The sequence below is a fragment of the Pimelobacter simplex genome (genome assembly GCF_900114845.1).
Classification (GTDB): domain Bacteria; phylum Actinomycetota; class Actinomycetes; order Propionibacteriales; family Nocardioidaceae; genus Nocardioides; species Nocardioides simplex.
On sequence record NZ_FOUK01000003.1, the window covers coordinates 485,448 to 503,640 of the forward strand.

Annotated in this window: 26 protein-coding genes; 23 read left to right on the forward strand and 3 right to left on the reverse strand. The window is 71.7% G+C overall.

What is annotated here, in order from left to right; genetic code table 11:
• From BM223_RS15115 to BM223_RS15125, 3 genes are read left to right on the forward strand one after another with little or no spacing between them, the layout of a single operon-like run.
• Positions 1–279, forward strand: a complete 279-nt coding sequence (locus tag BM223_RS15115; RefSeq protein ID WP_038679422.1) for a hypothetical protein — start codon at positions 1–3, stop codon at positions 277–279.
• Positions 272–643, forward strand: a complete 372-nt coding sequence (locus BM223_RS15120; RefSeq protein ID WP_038679424.1) for a hypothetical protein — start codon at positions 272–274, stop codon at positions 641–643. Before BM223_RS15115 ends, BM223_RS15120 begins: the two co-directional genes overlap by 8 nt.
• Positions 640–1,425 (forward strand): hypothetical protein, encoded by a 786-nt coding sequence (locus BM223_RS15125; RefSeq protein WP_038679425.1) that lies wholly within the window; start codon positions 640–642, stop codon positions 1,423–1,425. The genes BM223_RS15120 and BM223_RS15125 overlap by 4 nt, the downstream gene beginning before the upstream one ends.
• A gap of 12 nt (positions 1,426–1,437) precedes the next feature.
• On the opposite strand, the gene BM223_RS15130 is transcribed toward BM223_RS15125, so the two are convergent.
• Positions 1,438–1,992 (reverse strand): hypothetical protein, encoded by a 555-nt coding sequence (locus tag BM223_RS15130; protein ID WP_038679428.1) that lies wholly within the window; start codon positions 1,990–1,992, stop codon positions 1,438–1,440.
• Between the two features lie 57 nt (positions 1,993–2,049).
• On the opposite strand from BM223_RS15130, the gene BM223_RS15135 reads away from it, so the two are divergent.
• From BM223_RS15135 to BM223_RS15155, 5 genes are read left to right on the forward strand one after another with little or no spacing between them, the layout of a single operon-like run.
• On the forward strand, positions 2,050–2,688 hold the full coding sequence (locus BM223_RS15135) for a hypothetical protein (protein WP_038679430.1): 639 nt from the start codon (positions 2,050–2,052) through the stop codon (positions 2,686–2,688).
• Entirely contained in the window at positions 2,685–3,017 is a 333-nt protein-coding gene (locus BM223_RS15140) for a hypothetical protein (protein ID WP_038679432.1), read from the forward strand. Before BM223_RS15135 ends, BM223_RS15140 begins: the two co-directional genes overlap by 4 nt.
• Positions 3,014–3,406: a hypothetical protein gene (locus BM223_RS15145; RefSeq protein WP_038679434.1), complete on the forward strand. Its 393-nt coding sequence runs from the start codon at positions 3,014–3,016 to the stop codon at positions 3,404–3,406. Before BM223_RS15140 ends, BM223_RS15145 begins: the two co-directional genes overlap by 4 nt.
• A complete protein-coding gene (locus tag BM223_RS15150; RefSeq protein WP_038679436.1) occupies positions 3,403–4,725 on the forward strand; it encodes a hypothetical protein in 1,323 nt (440 codons plus the stop codon). Before BM223_RS15145 ends, BM223_RS15150 begins: the two co-directional genes overlap by 4 nt.
• Positions 4,722–5,123 carry a hypothetical protein gene (locus BM223_RS15155; protein ID WP_038679437.1) on the forward strand — a complete coding sequence of 134 codons (402 nt, stop codon included), beginning with the start codon at positions 4,722–4,724 and terminating at the stop codon, positions 5,121–5,123. The genes BM223_RS15150 and BM223_RS15155 overlap by 4 nt, the downstream gene beginning before the upstream one ends.
• A gap of 109 nt (positions 5,124–5,232) precedes the next feature.
• Here BM223_RS15155 and BM223_RS15160 read toward each other — a convergent pair whose 3' ends face one another.
• A complete protein-coding gene (locus BM223_RS15160) occupies positions 5,233–5,673 on the reverse strand; it encodes a hypothetical protein (RefSeq protein ID WP_038679439.1) in 441 nt (146 codons plus the stop codon).
• A 63-nt stretch (positions 5,674–5,736) separates the two neighbouring features.
• On the opposite strand from BM223_RS15160, the gene terL reads away from it, so the two are divergent.
• Positions 5,737–7,230: a phage terminase large subunit gene (terL, locus tag BM223_RS15165; protein ID WP_235318923.1), complete on the forward strand. Its 1,494-nt coding sequence runs from the start codon at positions 5,737–5,739 to the stop codon at positions 7,228–7,230.
• On the opposite strand, the gene BM223_RS15170 is transcribed toward terL, so the two are convergent.
• Positions 7,224–7,412: a hypothetical protein gene (locus tag BM223_RS15170; protein WP_038679440.1), complete on the reverse strand. Its 189-nt coding sequence runs from the start codon at positions 7,410–7,412 to the stop codon at positions 7,224–7,226. The genes terL and BM223_RS15170 overlap by 7 nt on opposite strands.
• 105 nt (positions 7,413–7,517) lie before the next feature.
• On the opposite strand from BM223_RS15170, the gene BM223_RS15175 reads away from it, so the two are divergent.
• From BM223_RS15175 to BM223_RS15250, 14 genes are all read left to right on the forward strand, one after another.
• Positions 7,518–9,074: a hypothetical protein gene (locus BM223_RS15175; protein ID WP_038679441.1), complete on the forward strand. Its 1,557-nt coding sequence runs from the start codon at positions 7,518–7,520 to the stop codon at positions 9,072–9,074.
• A 2-nt stretch (positions 9,075–9,076) separates the two neighbouring features.
• Complete coding sequence (locus BM223_RS15180; protein ID WP_038679443.1) at positions 9,077–9,277, forward strand: hypothetical protein; 201 nt, start codon at positions 9,077–9,079, stop codon at positions 9,275–9,277.
• Between the two features lie 15 nt (positions 9,278–9,292).
• Positions 9,293–10,879, forward strand: coding sequence for a phage minor head protein (locus BM223_RS15185; RefSeq protein WP_038679444.1), 1,587 nt, complete (start codon positions 9,293–9,295; stop codon positions 10,877–10,879).
• 475 nt (positions 10,880–11,354) lie between these two features.
• Positions 11,355–12,644 (forward strand): hypothetical protein, encoded by a 1,290-nt coding sequence (locus BM223_RS15200; protein WP_038679450.1) that lies wholly within the window; start codon positions 11,355–11,357, stop codon positions 12,642–12,644.
• Between the two features lie 2 nt (positions 12,645–12,646).
• Positions 12,647–13,042, forward strand: coding sequence for a DUF2190 family protein (locus BM223_RS15205; protein ID WP_038679452.1), 396 nt, complete (start codon positions 12,647–12,649; stop codon positions 13,040–13,042).
• 13 nt (positions 13,043–13,055) lie between these two features.
• Positions 13,056–14,207: a phage major capsid protein gene (locus BM223_RS15210; protein ID WP_038679454.1), complete on the forward strand. Its 1,152-nt coding sequence runs from the start codon at positions 13,056–13,058 to the stop codon at positions 14,205–14,207.
• A 94-nt stretch (positions 14,208–14,301) separates the two neighbouring features.
• Positions 14,302–14,676 carry a hypothetical protein gene (locus BM223_RS15215; RefSeq protein ID WP_038679456.1) on the forward strand — a complete coding sequence of 125 codons (375 nt, stop codon included), beginning with the start codon at positions 14,302–14,304 and terminating at the stop codon, positions 14,674–14,676.
• A complete protein-coding gene (locus tag BM223_RS15220; RefSeq protein ID WP_141267278.1) occupies positions 14,676–15,116 on the forward strand; it encodes a DUF6093 family protein in 441 nt (146 codons plus the stop codon). The genes BM223_RS15215 and BM223_RS15220 overlap by 1 nt, the downstream gene beginning before the upstream one ends.
• Positions 15,117–15,137: 21 nt before the next feature.
• A complete protein-coding gene (locus BM223_RS15225) occupies positions 15,138–15,542 on the forward strand; it encodes an HK97 gp10 family phage protein (protein WP_052138715.1) in 405 nt (134 codons plus the stop codon).
• A 5-nt stretch (positions 15,543–15,547) separates the two neighbouring features.
• Positions 15,548–16,024 carry a hypothetical protein gene (locus BM223_RS15230; protein WP_038679460.1) on the forward strand — a complete coding sequence of 159 codons (477 nt, stop codon included), beginning with the start codon at positions 15,548–15,550 and terminating at the stop codon, positions 16,022–16,024.
• 95 nt (positions 16,025–16,119) lie between these two features.
• Positions 16,120–16,491 (forward strand): hypothetical protein, encoded by a 372-nt coding sequence (locus BM223_RS15235; RefSeq protein WP_038679463.1) that lies wholly within the window; start codon positions 16,120–16,122, stop codon positions 16,489–16,491.
• 4 nt (positions 16,492–16,495) lie between these two features.
• Complete coding sequence (locus BM223_RS15240) at positions 16,496–17,017, forward strand: phage tail tube protein (RefSeq protein WP_038679464.1); 522 nt, start codon at positions 16,496–16,498, stop codon at positions 17,015–17,017.
• Positions 17,018–17,126: 109 nt separating this feature from the next.
• Positions 17,127–17,744, forward strand: coding sequence for a hypothetical protein (locus BM223_RS15245; protein WP_038679465.1), 618 nt, complete (start codon positions 17,127–17,129; stop codon positions 17,742–17,744).
• Positions 17,745–17,776: 32 nt separating this feature from the next.
• Positions 17,777–18,166 (forward strand): hypothetical protein, encoded by a 390-nt coding sequence (locus BM223_RS15250; protein WP_038679467.1) that lies wholly within the window; start codon positions 17,777–17,779, stop codon positions 18,164–18,166.
• Positions 18,167–18,193 lie beyond the last annotated feature (27 nt).

An 18,193-nucleotide genomic window follows, 5' to 3' on the forward strand; every position in this document is an offset into this window, starting at 1 on the left:
ATGTGCGACGGCATGCTCAGCAGCTACTGCGACGGGACCTGCGCGACACCGCAGCCCGAGCCGACAGCGCACCCGCCGGCCGAGCACCGGGCTCGCCTCGAGCTCTTGCCCGTCGACCTGGCCTGCGGCCACCAGCGCCGCGTCGACCCCGGCATCGGGTCGCTGGTCGTCGCGGGGCTCATCGACCACATGTGGTGCCTGCGCTGCGCCGCCGACCAGCCGACCGCCACCACTACGACCGACGGCGCCGCCGTCCACGAAGGAGACACCCATGCCTGAGACCCGCTACGCCCACGAGATCGAGCCACACCCCGGCGAGGGCGAGACCGTCCCCCTGGACCGCCTGGTGCGCTACCACTATGCGCAGGCTCAGGCGTGGCACCTCGCGTTCGCCGAGGTCGTGGGCGACCAGGAGGTCGGCGCGCGGCTCGACTTCGCGCTTGGCCAGTTCCTCGGCCACGCCAGGAGCGCGTTCCTGCTCGATGCCCTCGCCCAGGGTCTCGCTGGCCAGGAGGCGGCTGATTGGGCCAGCGTCCGTAACCACAGTGAGTCCGCCGAGATCGTCTGGGAGCGGGCGGTGCACTACGGCCTGAACCCGGACGAGATCCGCTCCTACGAGACCCGGCGGAAGGATGAGCGATGACCGGCCTGCACGCCGCGCTCGCCGCGCTGCTCGACAAGGCGATAGCCGAGGCCGCCGACCGAGGCGCCCGGTCGGAGCGGGCCGACGTCCGGTGCCTGGACTGTGGGCTGCGGTACGCCGAGCGGCAGCAGTACGGCTGCGGCGAGGAGGGCCGCGGGCACTCCTACGACGAGGACGACCTCGCAGAGGCGGACAAGCGGGGGCGGCAGGTCGACCTGGATTGCGTCTCGGTGTCGGTGGCCGCCCTCCGCGCGCTGCTCGACGAGCACCCGGCCGACCTGCCCGTGGCGACCGACAGCACGATGACGGCGCTGGTCGAGCGGTCGTCGTTCGGCACCCCGGAAGCCGTGGCTCTGCGCGCATCCGTCAGCGACGAGGTCGCCGCTCGTGTTGTGGCTCGCGCGAAGGAGCTGGAGGCCGACGCGCCCGCTCCCGAGCCGTCCGACCGGGCCAGGCTGAGCGAGCACCTGTTCCTGAGCGACCTCCGGCGCCACCCGACCGGCGAGGTCCGGCTGCACGTCGGCGACCGGCTCGTCAGCGGCACGGTCGCGGGCCAGGTCGTACGCGACATCGACGACCGGCTCGCGGTGGCCGCGCAGGAGGTCGCGGCGGACGAGCTCAAGAAGATCAGCGCGGAGCTGTTCCGAGACCACGACATGCCCCCGCGCAAGGACACCCGGTCCTACCGGTACCGAGACGGCTGGTGGGACGGCGTGCACCACGCCGCCAAGGTGGTCGAGCAGCGCGCTCGCCGCGTGCGGGACGGCGGCGAGCATGGCTAGGCGCCCCGAGGGTCAGTCTGCCGACTCGGCGCCCAGCTCCTCGGCTTCCTGCTCTTCGGCCATCTCGTCCTCGACGGGGTCGTACAGAGACGGCCGGTCGTCGCCCTCGAACACTTCCGGGTTGCCGATCCAGATGAAGGCGTGCGCGTGGATCGCGGCGGTCAGGAGATCGAACGCGAGCCAATCGATCTCGTCCGCACTGGCGATGCGGGTGAACTCGCGGTTGAACTCGTCCAACAGGGCAGAAAGGCCAGGAGCGGGGACACGCGCCACGGCACGACATGCGTGTGTCGCCTGCGAGATTTGGATCCGGATCCGCAGGAGGTCTGCGGCGTTGTCTCGGTCGAGTGTGAACACCGCGTCGTGCACCACCTCGCGGAACTGGAGGACCTGCTGCCGAAGCGTGTCCACCTCGGCGTTGCGACGCTCCTCGTCTCGAAGCCTCCGCTCATGTCGGATCGTCCGGCTGAGGGCCCACGCGGCGATCGCACCACCGAGCAGCCCGCCCCCGATGCCGTCGAGCGCGGTGAACCAGAGCCAGTCCCAGAACGAGGGGTCTTCCGTCATGGCGCTGACCGTACCGACCGGGTCCGACCCATTCAGCAGAACCGGAGGCCTCCACCGATGACCGCCTCGTCCCGCCCGCCGTGCGACCGCTGCGGTCAGGTCCACACGAAGTGCACCGCGCACTCCAAGCGCCACAAGGGACCCTGCGGCGCCCAACCCGTCAAGGGTCAGGAGGTCTGCGCCGCCCATGGCGGCAAGTCGCCCCAGGCCGTCGCCGCTGCCGCCCAGCGAGAGACCGAGCGCCAGGCGGACGAGGAGATCCGCAAGCTCTGGCCCGGCCTCGCCGGCCAGGACCCGATCAAGGACCCCGTCGACCTCCTCGCCCGCACCGCCGGCGCGCTCGAGCACATGGCCGACGTCGTCGGCGGCCGCGTCAACGACCTCAACACGAGCATCGCCGGCGGCAAGGACATGACCCAGCTTCGCGCCGAGGTCACGCTCCTCGACCGGCTGCTCGACAAGCTCCTCAAGGCCGGCGACACGATGGCGCGGCTCGGGATCGCGGAGCGGCACGTCGAGCTCGAGCAGGCGCGGGCGCAGATGGTGACCGCGGCGTTCCTCGGTGCGCTGGAGGTGCTGGCCGGGAGGGTGCAGCTGCTGCCGGCGGACCGGGACGCGGTGGTGCGGGCCTTCCTCGAGCTGCTCGGTGCGACGAACAGCACGGGCGGGCCGGACGCGATCGGCGGTGCAGCGTGAGCGACTTCGACATGGACGCGTTCCGCCAGCAGATGGCCGCCGACCTCCTCGACGCGGCGCGACGCAATCGCGACCGGCTCGTCGACCAGCTCCGGCAGGACCTCGCGGCAGGACGGATCTGGTCGAGCACCGACGCCGGCCAGGAGCAGCCCTACCGGCCGCGGCGCCACGGCTGCGACGTCATCCCGTCGATCTTCTGGGGCGACCTCGACCTGTCCGGCCACCAGCAGCGTGTGTTCATTGACCCCGCCACTGGGCTCGCTGTCGCCGCGGCGCGAGAGACCGACGACGGCGCGTTCGTCATCACCACGCTCGAGGAGCGACCGTGACCGGCGACCTGGAGCGGTTCCGCGACCACGCACGCGCGATGGCCGACTTCGCCCCGGGCCGCCCGTGCTCGGCCTGCGCCGGGAACCGGAACCCGTGGACCGTCACGACCTGGCGCGAGCCCGACCACGGCGCCTGCACCGCCGGCGACTGCCGCTGCTCGTGCAGGGCGCCGTCGCCCGCTGACGCCGAGCTGTGGGCACGGCTCGCTGACGAGGTCGACGCCCAGCGCGACCGGCCCCGCGCGCTGTGCGAGCCCCACCCAGACACCCCGGCCATCTGCACCGGAGAACCCGGATGCGACGCCGGCGAGCACATGCTCTGCTGCCCCGCCAACGTCGACGACCTCGACCACGCCGACCAGAACCGAGCCGACCAGGAGGACCTGTGACCCTGACCCCGAGCTGCCACTACGACCGCACCCTGCGCTACCGCGTCGCCCACGGCCCCCGCGGCGCCACGCCCCACCTCCCCGACTGCGCCAGCGACCACACCTGCCCCGGCCACCGCGGCTGCGCCCCCTGCGAGGAACGACACTGCGCGCTCTGCGGCCGCGAGCACGCCACCACCGCCCAGCCCCAGACCTGCCCCGAGTGCCAGGGCAAGGTCGACAACGACCTCGCCGACACCCAGGCCGGGTACGCCGCCCTGTCGGCCGAAGCGCTCGAGGCCGGCCACGACGGCAAGCTCGTCGCCGCGGCACCGATCCCGGGCGGCGACGCCCAGGTCCTCATCGGCCCCACCGTCCGCCTCGACGCCGTCCTCGTGTCCCGCACCTACCGCGACGACCACCGCCGCGCCGACGCCGTACCGCCGCTCGCCGTGCTTGCCCACTGGGAGGACGTCTACCGGACCTTCCTCGACCAGGCCGGCACCAGCCGGCCCCCGAAGACCGCACGGTGGGGGCAGAAGATCGCCGGGTACCGCCGGCCCACCATCAGCAGCGCGATCGCGTACCTCCGCGACCACCTCCCCGACATCGCCCAGCGCACCGACGGCCCCGACTTCCTCGCCTTCACCCGCGAGATCCGGTCCCTGCGCGCGCAGATCGAACGCGCGCTCCACGACGAGCGCGAGCCCGAGCGCGGCGTCGAGTGCTTCGAGTGCGGCGACGAGCTGGTCCGCCGGTTCCGTGACCCGAAGCGATGCCGGCACCGCACGCCGGCGCGCCGGCGGCTCCAGGCCGCGCTGGTCCGGCGAGCCGCGGCGCAGGACTGGCTGCGGGTGCTCGCGTCGTACCCCGAGCTCGGCGGCCCGCGCGTCGACGAGGTGAAGGCGGCGGCCGCGCTCCCGGCGTCGCTGGTCGCCGAGGCCCGTACGCCGTGCGGCGCGTGCTCGCGGGCGTGGAAGGAAAGCCAAGGCGGGCTCGACGACCCGGGCGCCGGCCGGTCGTGGGAGTGCCCGGGCTGCCGGAAGGAGTACTCCGTGGCCGAGTACGCGACGGCGGTCCGGTCGTCGCTGGTCGGCGGGACGGACGAGACGGGCTGGTGCACGCTGCAGGCGGCGGCCGACGCGGCGGCGGAGATCACGGGCCGGCCGATCAGCGCGCCGACGATCAGGGTGTGGATCGCGCGGGGCGACGACATCGGGATCGCGTGCCGGTGGGTCGAGGGCGCGCGGGGCGGGGTGCAGGTGGTGTCGTGGCCGGACGTGCTGCGACGCGCTGTCGAGCGGCGAAGCGGTCAGCGTGGTGGGAGGATCGGCGCATGACCACGATCAAGATCCACGAGGACGAGCGGTTCCCGGACTACTCCGTCGTCTCGACGTTCGGGGTCGAGATCGAGGCCACCGTGGAGCAGATCGAGCGCTGGCAGCGCGCCCGCGCGGCGTACGACGACGCGCAGCGCGAGATGGCCGAGCTCTACGACGCCGTCAAGGCCGCCACCCGTGAGCGCGAGGAGCGCGAGGAGGCCGAGCGGGCGGCCGCGGCCCGGGCGGAGCAGCAGCGGGCCGCGGAGGAGCGGCGGCGCGCCGAGCAGGAGCGGGCCGAGCAGCGCGACGCCATGCGGCAGCGGATCGCCGCGTCGGACGGCGTCGTCTACGACGCCCAGGGCAACCGGGTCGGCACGGTCCGCGACACCGGCCGGGGCATGACGCTGGAGCCCTGACCTCGTCGACCTGTCGCTGGTCCGCGCAGCGAGGTGTTATCTTCACATCAAGAACCCGTATGCCCAGACACTGGTGCACACGGGTTCTTGAGATTTCGGCGGCGTTGACTCAGGTGGCCTGCAGCACGCCAAGCGACCAGCCCTGGACCTCGCTCAGCCGACCACGCCAGAACGCCCCTGGGTCTCCGTTCGGCAGGAATCCCGCCGGAGAGACCACGCGTGCCTCGACGAGGTGCAGGAAGCCGGCGTACGCCGGCTCGGCCGGGTTCTGCTCCGCCTCCGCATCCATCTTGCTCCACGCCCGCGCGAAGCCGTCCATGTAGGCCACGGCCTCGCCGTAGTGATCCATCAGGTCGTTGATCCACTTGGTACGGCTGACCAGGACACCCGTGACGAGGGACCCTCCGACGGTCAACGTGACCTGCAGCGAACTGTCTCCGGCCATGATCGAGTCGGCGAGAAGGCCCAGCACCGGATCCGGCTGGGCAGCCGCCCTCTCCGCCAGGTAGTCGTCGCTCGGCTCGGGCATGTTGTTGTTCTCTTCGCTCATGCGAGCACCCTCTCAGGGGGGTCCGACAGAACGTCGTGGATTCGGGGAAGTGGGTGGTGTTGGATGACCACCGCCCCCGACCTGATGGTCGAGATGATCCGCACCCAGCTCGCCCCCGAGCTGCGGCAGCGCCCATGGAAGACGCCGGGCGAGATGGCCCAGGCCCTCGACCGCACCACCATCCAGACCCCCGCCCTCGACGCCATCGACGCACGTCTCGTCGCGGTCCGCGACGGCGACTGCGAGCGGCAGATCATCAACATGCCCCCGCAGGAGGGCAAGAGCCAGCGCACCTCGGTGTGGTTCCCCCTGTGGCTGCTCCATGGCAACCCCAACCTGCGGATCGCGATCGTGTCCTACGGCAAGGACGTCGCCCGCCGCTTCGGCCGCCGGATCCGCGACATCCTCCGCGAGCACCCCGAGCTCGGCCTCACGCTCTCCCAGTCCTCCCAGCGCCAGGACGAGTTCGAGCTGCTCGGCTACGCCGGCGGCGTCGTGTGCGTCGGCGTCGAGGGCGGCCTGACCTCGCGGCCCGTCGACGTGCTGATCATCGACGACCCGTACAAGGACGCGAAGCAGGCCGACTCCAAGGCCTGGAAGCAGACCGTCGAGGACTTCTGGCGCGAGGTCGCGCTCCCCCGCCTCGCTCCGGGCGCGCCGGTCGTGCTGATCCAGACCCGGTGGCGCGAGGACGACATGGCCGGCTGGCTCCAGAAGGAGTTCGCCGACGAGTGGGCGGCCCTCAACATCCCGGCCCAGGCCGACCACGACCCGGAGAAGGGCGAGATCGACGTGCTCGGCCGCGAGCCCGGCGAGTTCATGGTCTCCGCGCGCGGCCGGACGGTGAAGGACTGGCTGAAGAAGATCCGTGAGGTCGGGTCCCGCGCCTGGAACGCGCTCTACCAGGGCCGGCCGGCGCCGGCCGAGGGAACGATCCTGAAGCGCACCTGGTGGCAGCGGTACGACGAGCCGCTCTGGCTGGTCCGTGAGGACGGCTCCCGGATCGTGACCGGGTTCGACGACCTGCTGATCTCCTGGGACCTCACCTTCAAGAAGACCGAGGGCACCGACTACGTCTCCGGCCAGGTCTGGGGCCGCCGCGGCGCGAACGCCTACCTCCTCGACCGGGTCCACGGCCGGATGGACTTCGTCGAGACCCTCGCCGCGTTCCGCCGGCTCGCCGCCCGATGGCCACAGGCCACGCTGAAGCTCGTCGAGGACAAGGCCAACGGGCCGGCCGTGATCGCGATGCTGTCCAACAGCATCGGCGGGATCGTGCCCGTCGAGCCCGACGGCGGGAAGGAAGCCCGCGCCGCGGCCGTCTCCCCGCTCGTCGAGGCTGGGAACGTCTGGCTCCCCTCGAGCGAGCTCGCGCCGTGGGCCGACGACGTCATCGAGGAGGCCGCCGGCTTCCCGACCGCCGCCCACGACGACGACGTCGACGCGCTGTCGCAGGGCCTGAACCGGCTGTTGCTCCAGCCCCTCCTGATTAGCCAGGTCGTGACGGGCGAAGACCTCGAGCCCGAGCTCGACGCCTTCAGCATCACGCCCTACTGAGAATCAGCAACGACTGCACTGCGCCAGGTCGCGGGCGCGTAGCCGGCCGCTCGATCACCGGCCTTGTCAAACACCATCAGGTGGCCATCGTCGATGAGAAAGTCCACGCCGTCGTCGTGCGTGACGACGGTGTAGGTGCTCGTGCCGGCGCTTACCTCGGTGGTGGTGACCTTCACGGCCATGGTTGTTCCTTCCGTTAGGGGCGCCGTTCGCCGGCACCGATCTCCCCGACCCTAAGCCGGGGTTCCGACACAAACTGATCGAGCGTGAGAGGCAGGTGATCCGCCGTGCCCGACTGGCCCCAGGGCTCCGTCCCCGACACCGTCGACCTGCTGACCGAGGTCGCGGCGCTCAACAGCGACAACTCGCTGCTCCGCGAGCGCCTCGCTGACCTCGAGCTCGCCGCCGAGGACGTCGGCTGGGAGCGGGCCTCCACGAAGCTGCTCGAGGAGTTCTCCCGGCAGGGCCTCCAGCGCGTGACCCGCAACTGCCGCGTCATGGCCGTCGCGTCGCCGCTGATCAAGCGCGGCATCCAGCTCCGCGCCGGCTACATCTGGGGGCAGGGCGTCACCGTCCAGGCTCGTGCCGCTGGCGAGGACGCTGGCCAGGATGTCAACGCGGTCGTCCAGGCGTGGTGGGACGACGAGTCGAACCAGAAGGCGTTGACCAGCTCGCAGGCCCAAGAGGAGCTCGAGCGGGCGCTCGGTACCGACGGCCAGGTCTTCATCGCCTGCTTCACCAACCAGCTGACCGGGCGGGTGCAGGTCCGGTCCACCCCGTTCGAGGAGATCCTCGACGTCGTCAACAACCCCGATGACCGCGACGACCCCTGGTTCTACCTCCGCGAGTACAACGCCACGGTCGTCGAGCGCGGCTACTCCGGCCTCACCCGTCTGCGCCCGGAGACGCGGCGCGTGTTCCACCCGGCGCTCGGGTTCTGGCCGGCCACGCGGCCGAAGTCGATCGACGGCATCCCGGTCCAGTGGGACGTCCCGATCCTGCACGTCCCGGTGAATCGGCTCGACGGCTGGAAGTGGGGCGTCCCCGACGTCTACGCCTCCCTGCCGTGGGCACGCGCGTACGAGGGCTTCCTGACCGACTGGGCGCGCCTATGCAAGGCGCTGTCGAAGTTCGCGTGGAAGCTCACCGGGGACCGGGCGCCAAAGGTCCGCAGCGCGGTGGCCCGGATGCAGTCCGCGCTGCCCGCGGACGTCCCGCCGATCGGTGGCTCAGACGCAGGCGGCGTGGCCGCGATGGGACCGGGCGCGAACCTCGAGGCGATCCCGAAGACCGGCGCGACGATCGACAGCGACTCCGGGCGCCCGCTCGCCGCCCTGGCCGCGGCCGGGCTCGGGCTCCCGGTCACCACGCTGCTCTCGGATCCCGGTACGACGGGCGCGCGGGCAGTCGCGGAGACGCTGGAGCAGCCCACGATCCTCGAGATGGGGATGCGGCGCGAGCTGTGGGGAGCGGTGCTCCAGCAGCTCGCCGCGTACGCCGTCGATCAGGCGGTGAAGGCACCGCAGGGGCCGCTCCGCGGCGTCGTGCAGCAGGTCGGCAACCGGCAGGTCGTCACGCTCGCCGGCGACGTCGAGAAGACCGTGGTCGTCGAATGGCCCGACCTCAACGAGCTCGACCCGCTGAAGATGATCGAGGCGATCGTCGCAGCCGACAGCACCGGCGTGGTTCCCGGGTTGGAGACGCTACGGCTGCTCCTCACCGCGCTGCGGGTCAAGGACGTCGACGAGGTCCTCAAGGCCGTCACCGACGAGCAGGGCAACTTCGTCGATCCGCGGATCGAGGCCGCGGCCGCAGCGATTGCCCGCCAGCGCGAGGCAGCCTGACCGTGGCCGATCAGCACCGTGTCGTCGGCGTCGCCGTCGAGATCCTGCAGACCGAGCCCGGGCACTGGTGCACGAGGTGCGCCCTGCCTTCCGGGTGGATCGTGTGGGTCGTCGTACGGCACGGAGCTCGGATGCACCTGCAGGAACAGCGCTACTGCGACGAGTGCGGGAGCCGCCGCACCGTCGTGCCGGCCGACGGCTGATCGGAGCGCTGCTCGATGACGACCGGCACCCCCGAGCAGCCCAGCCCCTACGCCGTCGAGGTCGCGCTCGCCGCGGCGCTCGCCGAGCTGGCCAACGCCCAGGACGCCCAGATCGCGCAGGCCTGGGCGGCCGCGTGGTCCGAGGTCTCGGCCGACCTCCTCGACGTCCTCACCGTCATCCTGAGCGACGTCGGCCGCGTCAACGCCACCGCCGTCGTGCGCTACGAGCGGTTCGCCCGCGTGCTCGCCGCGATCGCGGACCGCCTCGACACCCTCGCTACCAACCTCGGCATCACGATCACCAACGACCTCGCCGACGTCCTCGCCCAGGCGCAGACCGGCACCGTCGAGCTGATCGCCGCCCAGCGCCTGTCCCGGCCACTGCCGCACCGCGAGGTGCCGACCGCGGCCCTCGACGCCATCGTCCGGCGTACGACGCAGCAGGTCACCTCGACCGCCCTCCCGCTCGCCGACGAGACGTACGCGATCGTGCTCGGCGAGCTCACCCGCGGCGTCGCGGCCGGCGACAACCCCCGCCAGACCGCGGCACGGATGGTGTCCCGGGCCGAGGACCACATGAACTTCGGCCGCGCGCGGGCGCAGAACATCGCGCGGACCGAGACCCTCGACGCCTACCGCGAAGGCGAGCGGGTCACCCAGCAGGCGCACGCCGACCTCCTCGCCGGCTGGGTGTGGGCGGCACACCTCGGGTCACGGACCTGCCGCTCGTGCCTGGCGATGCACGGCCAGGTGTTCGACCTCGAGGTCCCGGGCCCGAACGACCACCCGTCCGGCCGGTGCGGCCGGGTGCCGGTCGTGCGGGAGGAAGACGGCTCGGTCGACCTGTCCTGGTTGCCGTCGGCCGAGGAGCACTTCGCCGGCCTGTCGGTCGCCGACCAGAAGGCCATCCTCGGCAAGGACGGCTACCGGGCCTGGGCTGCCGGGGACTTCCCGATGGAGGCGTGGACGACGACCCGGCACGCCGACGGGTGGCGCGACTCCCAGGTGCCGGCCAGCCCGCCGAGCAAGGGCGGCGCCGCCGGCGGTGGCGGGGACGGTCGGCCGGGCGCGCCGGGCAGCGACGTGAGCGACGAGCCGCCGCCGTCGTACCGCGAAGCCGCGCTCGCCCGGTTCGGTCCGCCGCCGGTGGACGTCGAGCCGTGGGAGGCCCGCGAGTACTGGGCCCAGCGGCAGGGAGCGCTCCCCCTCGACTTCGGCGGCGACATCCTCAAGCCCCACGAGGTCGAGTTCGTCGAGCGGTTCCTCGACGCCGGCGAGGACATCGAGTGGATCCCCAAGGACCCCGCGCTGCCCACCAACGACTTCTTCTGGACCAGCCGCGAACGGCTGCCGGTCGAGCTGAAGTCCACCAAAGCCCGGGCCGCCACCATCCACGGCCGCCTCGTCGACGCGATGAGCCGGGCCGCACGGCAGGGCGTCACCAAGGAGAACTTCATCGTCGACCTCGGCGACCAGGCGCTACCCGGCGGGCTGATCGACGAGCTCGTCGACTTCAACGTCGACCGACGCAAGTACCTCGTCGCCGGCCTGTGGATCTTCGCCAGTGGCCGGGTGCACGCCGTGCCGCTCGTCCAGCCCTAGAAGTGAGTGTGGGGCCCCGTCCCCCCGTGGTACGGAGGCGGGCCCCACGACTTCAGGGTAACACCGCGGCGGCCACCGTCTAGGCCGTCCGACGGCCCCGATCGACGACGTACCGCATCGCGCCGCAGCCCGGCCGCGCGCACTGCTCCTCCGCCTCCGCCCCTCGCGTGAGGGAGAGGTGGATCCCCAACAACGCCCAGACGTGACCCGCCTCGACGGTGCACGGCTGGGCGGCGTCGCGCCCGGGGTCAGTAGCCATCTGCCACCGGCGCGAGCTCGGACTCGTTCCCCGGGCAATCGGGGTTCGGGCACCGAGCCACGAACCCGATCGTGACCGATGCCTCGTCCGGCGACACCTGGTCGGGCGCCTCGTCGTACACGAGCTCGGTACCGCACCGGGCACACCTTGATTCGTCAGTTTCGGACTCCATCCGCCGCACGCTACCCCGCTCGCCCCGCTACCGGGAGGTTCCTCATGTCCAAGAAGCTGCGCGAGACCGCGCGCCTGCTCGAGGCCGCCGACGGCCAGGGCCCCGGTCTCCGCCTCGTCCAGCTCATCTCCCCCGGCTGGGGCAGTTCGGGGTACTACTCGCCGGCCGTCCTCGAAGCCGCGGTCGCGGACCAGGTCATCCCGGCCGGCACGCACATGTACGCCGACCACCCCACCGACATCGAGCTGATGGAGCGTCCCGAGCGCTCGATCAAGGACCTGGTCTCGACCACGACCACCGAGGCGCGTCTCGCGACCGACGCCGACATCGCGGCCGGCGCCGAGCCGGGCGCACTGGTCGCCGAGGTCCGGGTCGTCACGCCGTACCGCGACCTGATCGACGACCTCGCCGACGACATCGGCGTCTCGATCCTCGGCTCGGCCACCGACACCAGCATCGGCGAGGCCGACGGCCGCCGCGGCACGATCATCGAGGGCCTCGCCTTCGTCCAGTCCGTCGACTGGGTGACCCGCGCCGGCCGCGGCGGCCGCGCGCTCAGCGTGCTCGAGTCCGCGCGTGCCGGCCGCCGCGCGGCGGGCCGCGGGCTGCGGGAGGCCACCGTCAACGACACCCGCGACGGGCTCGCTGTCGCGCTGCGCGACGCCTACGGCGGCAGCGAGCGGACCTGGGTGTGGGTGCGGGACTTCGACGACTCGACGGTCTGGTTCGAGATCGAGTCCGAGGGCGACGAGAACGGGATCTACGGCCAGCCCTACACGCAGAGCTCCAGCGGTGCTGTCGAGCTCACCGGCGATCGCACCGAGGTGCGGATCGTCACCACCTACGTCCCGGCCACCCGGCCGGACGAGAAGAAGACCACCAAGGAGTCCAAGGAGGACACCATGCCCAAGATCGAGATCGAGGAGTCCGAGCACACTCGGCTCGTCGAGACCGCCGGCCGGGTGGACGCTCTCGTCAGCGAGAACGCCGCCCTCAAGGAGAAGGACGCCCGCCGCACCCGTGCGGACCGGGCCCACGAGCTCGTCGCCGAGCGCGCCAAGGCCGCCGGCGTCACCTTCGACGTCCTGCAGACCCGCGGCCTGATCGCCGAGCTCCCGGTGACCGAGTCCGGCGACCTCGACGAGACCGCGTTCTCCGCCGCGGTCGACAAGGCCGCCTCCGACCTCAAGGAGGCGCAGGCCTCCGGCGGCGACGGCAACGTCGTCGGCTTCGGCGGCGCCCCGAGCGGCACGCCCGTCGCGGAGTCCGGCCACCGCACCAGCAACCCGTGGGGCCGCAGCCTCACCGAGGCCAGCAACCAGAAGGGAGCCTGACCATGGCCACCAACGAGAAGTTCCGCGACGCCGACCACCTCCCCCTGCCGGTCCCGGCCGGGAAGAAGGCCGGCGACCCCGTCCGCGTCGGCAGCCTCAACGGCGTCTGCGAGACCAACCGTGCCAAGACCGACGTCCCGGCCTACAACCAGGACGGCACCCGCAACACGTCGTACGACTTCGGCGGGGGCAACCAGACGGGCTACGCCTCGGTGTGGCTCAAGGGCGCCCACGTCTTCACCGTCGACTTCGCCGTCGCCAACATCGGCGACCCGGTCTACATCCTCGCCGACGGCTCCGGCCTCACCGGCACGGCGTCGGGCAACAACCTGTACGGCCACGCCCTCACCACCAAGGGCGCGCCCAGCGGCCCGCTGACCGTTCGCATCGCGAACTGAGAGGACCAGCACCATGACCAGCAACATCGAGGTCCTCCACGGCAACGCTGCCGTCGAGGCCGCCTCCGACGCCGACTTCCCCGGCGCCACGAACCCGCGGAACTACCAGATCACCGAGTCGCTGATGGACAAGGCGATGACGCTGATGGAGGACGCCTTCCGCGGGAAGTGGGGCGCCGCCCAGCGACTCGCCGAGGCGTTCGCGACCAGCGACTTCACCCTCGCAGCGTTCGCCGCCATCGACACCGAGATGCAGCGGCAGTACGACGAGCTGCCCTCGACCTGGCGCGGCTACACCGACGTGACCACGGTCAACGACTTCCGTCCGAAGCGGCTGCTCGACAAGTGGCGGAACACGGTCGGGTTCGACCTGGTGCCCGAGCTCACCGAGTACCCCGCCGAGGACGCGCGCGGGCACGCGCTCAACGAGATCGCGGTGGCCAAGTTCGGTCGCCGGTTCGCGATCTCCTGGGAGTCGTGGATCAACAACGAGGCGATCCAGGAGTTCGAGGACCTCCCGGGCGTCATCGCCCGCCAGGCCCGCGAGACCGAGGCGATCAACGCGGTCTCCAACCTGATCGCGGCGGACCGCAACGGCGTCAACACGGCGTTCTTCAAGGCCGGCAACGGGAACGCACCGACCGCGCTTCCCCTCACGCTCGACAACCTCGACGGCGTCCTCGACCTGATGGCGGCGAGGAAGTCGAAGATCTCCGGCCGCACGGTCGCGGCGCCGCCGCTGCAGGTCGTCGTGCCGCAGACCCTGAAGCGGACGATCGAGCGGATCCTCGCGGTCCGGACGATCAAGAAGACGACCACGTCGGGGTCGGACTCGACCGAGTTCGAGTACGACAACTACGTCAACGTCGACTACGTCGTCGACCCGATGCTCGACTACTGGAACACCGGCTCGAAGGCGGCCGGCACCTGGTTCGTCGTGCCGAAGCCGAAGACCGCGCGTCCCGCGCTGTGGGCTGCCTACCTGCGTGGTCACGAGCAGCCCGACATCCGGGTGAAGAGCTCGGCCAGCCAGCGGGTCGGCGGCGGCGACGTCTCGCCCCTCGAGGGGTCGTTCGAGATCGACGACATCCAGTACCGCGGTCGTCACATCGTCGGCCACCAGAACGGCGACCCGACGTTCACGTACGCCTCGAACGGCAGCTGACCGCGCACGCAGCTGCTCCCGCCGTGGGCGGCCCGGGCAACCGGGCCAGGGTCGCCCACGGCTCCACACCTGCACCACCTCGAGGAGGCTGAGCATGGCGATCGACTACAGCAGCAAGGTCGGCAAGGTCCGCCTCCTCATCAACGACGTCGACGAGGGCAACCTCGTCTTCCCCGACGACCAGCTCGAGGCGTTCCTCGCCCTCGAGCACGACAGCGTGAAGCGTGCGGCGGCTCAGGCGATCGACTCGCAGGCCACCAACGAGGCGCTCGCGCTGAAGGTCCTCAAGGACCACCAGGTGCAGACCGACGGCGCGAAGCTCGCCGACGCGATGCGCCGGCACGCCGACTCGTTGCGCAAGCAGGCCCGCGAGGACGAGGACGCCGAGGACGACGGGTTCTACTTCGACGTCATCGACATCGTGGGCGGCAACGGCAGCCACCCCGAGCTCACCGAACGGCCCCTGTGATGCCTCGCCCGGTGGGCTACGGCCGGCCCGGCACCCCGGTCTTCCCCGACGGCTGGGCGACGGCCGCCGCCGGCGTGCTGGACGGCACCCACGAGTCGGTCGTGACGATCGCCGCGCCGGGCGCCACCCAGGGCTGGAGCGAGACCGACGGCCAGACCGTCACCACCCCTGCCGCGCCGTCCTACGACGGTCCCGCGACGGTCCGGCCGGCCAGCGAGTCCGAGGGCTCCAGCGAGCCCGTCGCCAGCGAGGAGCAGGTCACGGTCACCCGCTACCAGGTCGGACTCCCCCAGCCGACCGACGGCATCGCCGTCGGCCAGGTCGTGCACGTCGTGTCGTCGCCCGACGCCGCGCTGGTCGGCCGCGACCTCACGGTCGTCGACGTCGAGCACGGCGACCGGCGCTTCACCCGCTACCTCTACGCGACCCTCAACAGCTGACCACGGGAGGCGGTGACGGCCATGATCAACATCGACCTGACCGAGATCGACCACCTCGCCGCCGACCTCCGCTCCGCGCCCGCGCGCGTCGAGCCGGCCGTCGACGCCGAGGTCGGCCGCGGCGGCTACCGCGTCCAGGGCCGGGCGCAGGTGAACGCCCCGAAGGACACCGGCACTCTCGCCTCGTCGATCACCACCGATCTCGGCCACCTCTCCTACGAGGTCGGCCCCGAGGTGAACTACGGCGGATTCGTCGAGGAGGGCACCAGCGGCCCGTACCCGATCGAGAACGCCTTCGGCCTCGGGATCCTCGTCATGCACCCCGGCATCGATCCGCAGCCCTACCTCGGGCCGGCCTTCGACGCCGACCTGTCCCGCACCGAGCGCGGCATCCTCAAGGCCGCCGCCGACCGGACGCTGGGCTGACCGCAATGGCCACGATCCGGCGCCTGCTGCTCAGCCACCAGGTCGACGCCCGGCTCCGTGCGCTCCCGGTCGCTGGGCCGGCCGTCACGGTCTACGAAGGCGAGATCCCCAACCCCGCGCCGCTGCTCACGATGCCCGGCACCAACACCCCGGATCCGTCGGGCCGGGTCGCGCCGTACGTCGTCCACTTCGGTGGAGTCGGCACGCCGGTCGTCGAGCCCGACGTCGCCGACTCGATGGTCGAGCTCGACTGGCCGGTGCACCTGCTGTGCGTCGCCGGGTACCGCGACGACTGCCTCGACCTCGTCGACCGGGTGCACGCCTGGCTCTACCGGTGGTCACCAGTCGTCGACGGCGTCGCCGTCGGCCGCCTGACGCAGCCCCTCGGGTACGAGCCGGCTCCCCCGCGGCGGATCGACACCGTCCAGCCGGTCCGGTTCGAGGTGCCTCTGCAGTACCGGCTCGCGGCCACCGCGAGCTGACGCCTTCCCCCCCGACTCCCGACGCACCTTCCCCGGCGCCGGGCGCTTCCCCCTGCCCATCCACCAGCCCGACCAGCACCGAGGAGGACCCCGTCATGAACGACGGATTCGTCGAGGTCTACGCGAAGTCGACCGGCCAGAAGCAGTGGGTGCCCGAGCACTACCTCGAGCACCCCGTCCTCGGCCGCGACTTCGAGGAGACCCCCAGCAGCCGCGCCAACCGCGACGGCGACCAGCCGCCGGCCGGGCCGCCCGTCCAGGCCTGGACGCGCGCTCAGCTCGACCAGCACGCGTCGGTGGTGCTCGGGCTCGACACGAGCGACCTGGCCACGAAGGCCGACGTCGTCGCGGCGATCGAGCGCGAGACCCAGCACGACCAGGACGACCCGGACGACCCCACCCCCACCGACTCGGACGGCACCCCGCCGCCCGACCAGCCCCCGGCCGCCGGGGAGAACCAGGAGTAGCAGCATGCGCAGTCTCGCCGACGGCCACGAGAAGATCGCCGTCCTGACCACCAAGCCCGTCGACCCCGCCAACCCGACGGTGACCGAGCTCGCCGCCGGTATCGACGCCTCGTGCGCCGTGCTGGCCTCGGACTGGAACTTCGGACCGACCGACTCCGACACCTTCTCGGAGCCCGCGGTCTGCGAGGACTCCAACGCCCAGTCCTACGGCCGCTCCAACGGCCAGTTCGGCGCGACCATCTTCCGGCACTTCGCGACCGCGACCCCGGGCGAGGCCGACGCCACCGCCGACACCACCTTCGCCGCGGTCAAGGTCAAGGGCACCACGGTGTGGGTGTACTCGCGCCTCACCGCGAAGAAGTCCGCCGAGGCGTGGGCCGAGGACGACGAGATCCGCTACGGCGCCGAGGTCCTCACCGACACCCCGCAGCCGCCCCAGGAGTCCGGCGGCTACGTCAAGGCCCGCGTCCCCGGCCAGGTCCAGAAGTCCTGGCCGTACATCAAGGCCGCGCCCGCGACCCCCTGATCGGCCGCCCGAACTGGGGTGGCGGGCGTCGTGAGGACCGCCCGCCACCCCGCACCACCACCGTCCTCACACCCGTCCTCACACCCGTCCTCACACCCAGGAGCACGCCATGACCGACCAGCCCGCCGCCAACGTCCCCACCGCCGACACCGCCGGCCTCATCGACGACTTCCTCGACCTCGACGAGATCCTCTCCGCGCAGGTCCACCGCGCCGAGAAGACCGAGATCCTCTACCTCAAGCCGCACCTCGAGGCCGAGATCGACGCCCTCGAAGCCGAGCTGCAGAAGGTCTCCAGCGATCCCAGCCGGACGGACAGGTCGGGCGAGGCTGCTGTCGGCGACCAGCCCGCCGGCAGCGCCACCGTCGAGGAGCTGGCCGAGCAGATCCAGGCCAAGCGCCGCGAGTACGCCGAGTCCGGCAAGAAGGTGCTGCTTCGCCAGCTGCCGTCCGAGGAGTGGACCGGGTTCGAGGCCACCTGGAAGAAGGCCCTCGACACCGGCTCGCCGTACCCGGCGGAGATGTGGGACGACCTCATCTCGAAGTGCGCGGTCCGTCCGACGATGCCGGTCGACAAGGTCAAGGCCCTGCGCAAGAAGCTCGGCTACCCGCCGCTGCACAAGCTCGCCCTGACCGCGTGGAAGCTGAACACCGAGGGTGGTGTGTCCGTCCCTTTCTCGCGACTCTCCTCGGACGTCCTGAGGCCCAGCCCGTTCGGGACGAACTAGCGCTGGCGCTGGACCTCGGCATCCCGCCGTCGGTGCTCCGGGGTCGGACCTCCTCGACCTTCCACCTCCGCGACGAGGACGGGAACGTCGTACGCACGGTGACCGAGTCGCCGTGGACCGAGGAAGACCGAGCGCTGATGCTCGCCTACCGGATGTACCTCAACTCGCTGTGCAGCGGGGACTGCGGGCAACCCCGGGCGCTCGCCCACCACCCCGCGAACGACGGCTGGTACGGCGTCGGCGAGCGCGTCATCTGCCACGCCTGCACCGCGCTCAAGCGCGCCGCCAACGAAGGGTCGAAGGAGCCGGTGAAGCCGGTCGAGTACTACGTACTCGACCACGACCGGGACTACGACGCCAACCCGCTGCCCGTGCTCGACCTCAACCGCGACACGCCGGATCTCGGCGCCTTCGCGGCCTGAGCAGCACCCACGCTCCCCCTGATGACG